The sequence below is a fragment of the Desulfuromonadaceae bacterium genome (assembly GCA_019429445.1).
Lineage (GTDB): Bacteria > Desulfobacterota > Desulfuromonadia > Desulfuromonadales > JAHYIW01 > JAHYIW01.
On record JAHYIW010000059.1, the window covers coordinates 1 to 4446 of the forward strand.

Sequence of the window (4446 nt, forward strand, 5' to 3'; positions counted from 1 at the left end):
CCGAAGAAGGGGTAGAGCACCCCGGCGGCGATCGGGATGCCGACGCCGTTGTAGATGAAGGCGAAAAACAGGTTCTGGCGGATATTGCGCATGACCGCGCGGCTGAGGCGCAGGCCGCTGACAATGCCGCGCAGGTCGCCTTTGACGAGGGTCAGACTGGCACTCTCGATGGCGACGTCGGTGCCGGTCCCCATGGCAATGCCGACATCGGCAGCGGCGAGGGCGGGGGCGTCGTTGATCCCGTCCCCCGCCATGGCGACGCGATGCCCCTTGGCTTTCAATTCATTGACGATGCGTTGTTTGTCCTCGGGGGAGACTTCGGCATGCACTGCGTCGATCCCCAGCTCTTTGGCCACCGCCCTGGCGGTGCGCAGATTATCCCCGGTACACATGACCACGGTGATCCCCATCTCGTGCAGTGACGCGATGGCCTCTTTCGAAGTCGCCTTGATCGGATCGGCGATGGCGATCAGGCCGAGGAGCTGATTGTCACGTCCGGCCCAGATCACCGTCTTGGCCTCGCCCTGCAGACGCTCCGCCGTCTGGCTCAAGCTGTCGGGGATGTCGATCTTGGCCGCTTCGAGAAAGGTCCGCTTGCCGATGCGAATCAGTCCCCCCTCGACCCTGGCCTGGACGCCGCCACCGGTGGTGCTCTCGAAATCTGTGATATCCGGGAGTTCGAGCCCCTCGTTCTTCGCCTGGTCGACAACCGCCCGGGCCAGCGGGTGCTCGGACTGCGTTTCAACCGCCGCCGCCAGACGCAGCAAGTCGAAGGTCTCCACGCCGTCCGGCGTTTGCGCATCGACCACCGAGGGCTTCCCCTCGGTGAGGGTGCCGGTCTTGTCGGTGATCAGATGGGTGACTTTTTCGGCGCGCTCGATCGCTTCGGCGTTCTTGATCAGGACGCCGTTTTGGGCCCCCTTGCCGACCCCGACCATGATCGACATCGGAGTGGCCAGTCCCAGGGCACAGGGGCAGGCGATGATCAGCACGGAGACCGCCACAACGATGGCGTAGGACATGGCCGGCGCCGGGCCGAAGACGGCCCAGACGCCGAAAGAAATCAGCGCGGTCAGGACCACCGCTGGGACAAAATAGCCCGCGACCTGGTCGGCCAGTTTCTGGATCGGCGCCCGGCTGCGTTGGGCCTCGGCGACCATCTTGACGATATGCGCCAGCATGGTTTCGTCGCCCACGGCCTCGGCGCGCATGACGAAACTCCCCGTCTGGTTGACCGTGGCACCGATCACCTTGTCGTTCTCGCCCTTCTCCACCGGGATCGGCTCGCCGGTAAGCATCGATTCGTCGATGGTGCTTTTACCGTCGAGAATGACGCCGTCGAGGGGGATTTTTTCGCCGGGACGCACGCGCAGCCGGTCCCCTTTTACAATGGCGTCGATCTCCACCTCCTCTTCTTCGCCATCATCCCTGACCCGATGCGCGGTCTTGGCCGCGAGGCTGAGCAGACTCTGAATCGCTTGACCGGTCTGCCGCCGGGCGCGGGCTTCGAGCCACTGCCCGAGCAGGATGAGGGTGGTGATGACCGCGCCCGCCTCGAAATAGAGCGCGACCTCACCGTGTCTGCGGAACGACGCCGGAAAGAGATCCGGGAACAAAACCGCCATGACACTGTAACCATAAGCCGCACCGACGCCGAGCATGATCAGGGTGAACATGTTCAGGCTGCGGTTGATGATCGACTGCCACCCCCTCGTAAAAAACATCCATCCGGCCCAGAGGATGACGGGGGTCGCCAGTACCAGCTCCAGCCAACCCTGCAACCGCGCTGACAGGATCCCTTCAAAGGAGAGTCCGGGCAGCATGCTGTCGAAAGCGAGGAGCAGGATCGGCAACGTCAGGCCACCGGCGATCAGCGTCTTGCGCTTCAAGCTGCGAATCGCCGCTTCTTCCTCTTCCGCGTTATCGCCGGAGGCACTCATCGGCTCCAGATCCATGCCGCACTTGGGGCAGCTCCCCGGCCCCTGCTGGACAATTTCGGGGTGCATCGGACAGGTATATGCGCGCGACGCATCGGTCGGATCGTCTCCCTTCGGCTGTGGATAGAGATAGGCCTGCGGATCGGCCACGAATTTGTCCAGGCATTTGCTGGAACAGAACAGATACGTTGTCCCCTCGTGGGGATGGGAACCGGCGTTCTTCTCCTTACTGACGGTCATGCCGCAGACCGGGTCTTTGGCAGGATCCCTTACATAGGCTGCGGGATCCGTGGTGAACTTGTCGCGGCATTTTTCCGAGCAGAAGGTGTAGGTTTCTCCCTGCCACTGCGTTGTTCCACCCTTGGCGTCGGCAGTGACCTGCATACCGCATACGGGATCTTGCATGATTTTTATCCTTTCCTGCTGAAAAGAAGGGAACTGTTCAGCTCGTCTGTGGCGTGGCTTCAGCCGCAAACAATCGCGCCTGAAGGCGACTTCTACGGCGTTATTCCGGTATGATTTTAGTCGGAATCCAGCTTGTTCAGAGTTGAAAGGCATGGATCGACGACAAAACCACTCGGGGATGATGACCCCTGGACTATAGCTGAATAGTTACCGATTTTTTGTAACAAAGGCAAATTTTTTCAGAATGATTCGCCCTGAACTGTTCTGTCTGCCACCGAACAAGCCGTTTTCCGCATCCGGCACTCCGTGAACGGTCTCATCTGGCGAACCCGGAACAGCGTCTGTTGAAGTTTCTCGGCCCGGCGGGGTTGCGATCCCTGCTGTAGAATATTCAACAGCTACTCCAGACTATTCCCCATCAGGATTTCTAAGATCTCCCACCAATTATACAAAATATATCAAAAACAGCACGTTACGACTCTTTGTTGAATTGGCACTCTAATTGTAATTCGACTCACGCACAGGTTGAATTTGCCCGCAACCTGCTCACATCTGCCCGTCCTGAGCATGACACTAAAAGGCTCAACGAATCATCGACATGGCATTATTCAATGCTGTGATAATTGGCTGGACATTATAGGGCGCCACGTCTTGATCCCCGTGGTGCCTTAATCATTAAAGGGAGAGGTGTATCTATGCGAAAAAACGTTTTAATTGTCAGTTTGTCCGTTCTGGTGGCAATGCTTATTGGAGGAGCCTTCTGGGTGTGGCAAGGACGGATCACGGATAAGGCTTTCGCGGTCTACGACGTCAAAAATCTTTCCTGTGGCTCGTGTGTCAGCAAGATCCAGAAAGCGTTGGCTGATGAGGCCGGGGTCGGCACGGTTAAGGTCAGTGTCACTGCCGCGCAAAGCACAGTCGAATTTGACCCTGGGGTGATTGACGCGGAGGATATTCGCAGACAGCTGACCGTCGCTGGCTACCCGGCCACGGTGCGTGAAATACTGTCAGTCGATCAGTATCGCCAATTACGCGATGAAGAAACCCGGCTCAGCCCGATCTATGTTGCACGGATCGGTTCGCGCCTGCTGCCGCGCAGCGAATTTGCCGCTGCGATCAAACAGTCGCAGGGGTATGGTTCGGCGCTGGCTGATACTGATATCCGTCTCAAGGTCTGGAACGATCTGTTGCAAAGAGAGTTGTTGCTCGGTGCCGCGGAAGAAAATCAAGTTGTTGTGCAGGATGGTGAAGTGGCCGCACGCATCGACAGCATGAAAGCCCAGCAACCTGGGTTTGAGCAAGCGGTCGTCGCACGTTACGGCAGTCTTGAGCAATTCACCAGACTGGTTCGCAATGAAATGATCATTCAGCGGAATCTGGAACTCAACGTGGCGCCGGAAGGCGCGGACGATAGTCTCCGTAACCAGCGGTTGCAGAAGTGGTATCAACAGCTGGTGAGTACAACTCCGGTGGTTATTTTCGATCCGGAATTGAAAGCTGCAACCGAAAGCTCTGCCGGTGGTTGTGGTGGATCGTGCTGCGGTTGAGACCACCACAGTCGCGTTGTAAAAACCCCATAAATCATCTTTAAAAGGAGATTGTCGTGACCGTTGAAAACACCAAAAAAGCCCAATTTACGCAAGCGAAAAAGAAATCCAAAGGACTGCTTGTCATTGTTGCCCTGTTGGTCGTCGTCGGGACAGGATCATTCTGGTTATTGTGGGGGGAGCAGAAGTCAAAACTGGTGATCCCGGTCAACGGATCAGTCCGCGTGCCGGTGTCGGCGGTGTCTGACGGTAAAGCGCATTTCTTCCGCGTTGCCGTCGCGACCGGTGATGTTGAATTTTTTATTGTCAAAAGCGTTGACGGAGAGATTCGCTCGGCATTCGATACGTGTGATGTCTGTTACAAAGAAGGTAAAGGGTACCGCCAGGAGGGTGCGACGATGGTATGCAACAACTGCAATCAGGTTTTTCCCGTTAATCGCATCAATGAAGTCAAGGGCGGATGCAATCCCGTCCCGCTGGAGAGGAAGATAACCGCCGACAGCGTCGTTATTCAGTTGGCCGCTCTGGAGCAGGGCCGTCACTATTTCACTCCTTTG

3 protein-coding genes are annotated in these 4446 nt (G+C 57.4%); 2 read left to right on the top strand and 1 reads right to left on the bottom strand.

The window, feature by feature from the left end; genetic code table 11:
* On the bottom strand, window positions 1–2321 hold a 2321-nt coding region (locus K0A93_13505; GenBank protein MBW6513105.1), incomplete at its 3' end, for a heavy metal translocating P-type ATPase.
* A gap of 716 nt (window positions 2322–3037) precedes the next feature.
* Here K0A93_13505 and K0A93_13510 point away from each other — a divergent pair.
* Window positions 3038–3889 carry a cation transporter gene (locus K0A93_13510; protein ID MBW6513106.1) on the top strand — a complete coding sequence of 284 codons (852 nt, stop codon included), beginning with the start codon at window positions 3038–3040 and terminating at the stop codon, window positions 3887–3889.
* 56 nt (window positions 3890–3945) lie between these two features.
* Window positions 3946–4446: DUF2318 domain-containing protein (locus K0A93_13515; GenBank protein ID MBW6513107.1), on the top strand; the 501-nt coding region annotated here is incomplete at its 3' end.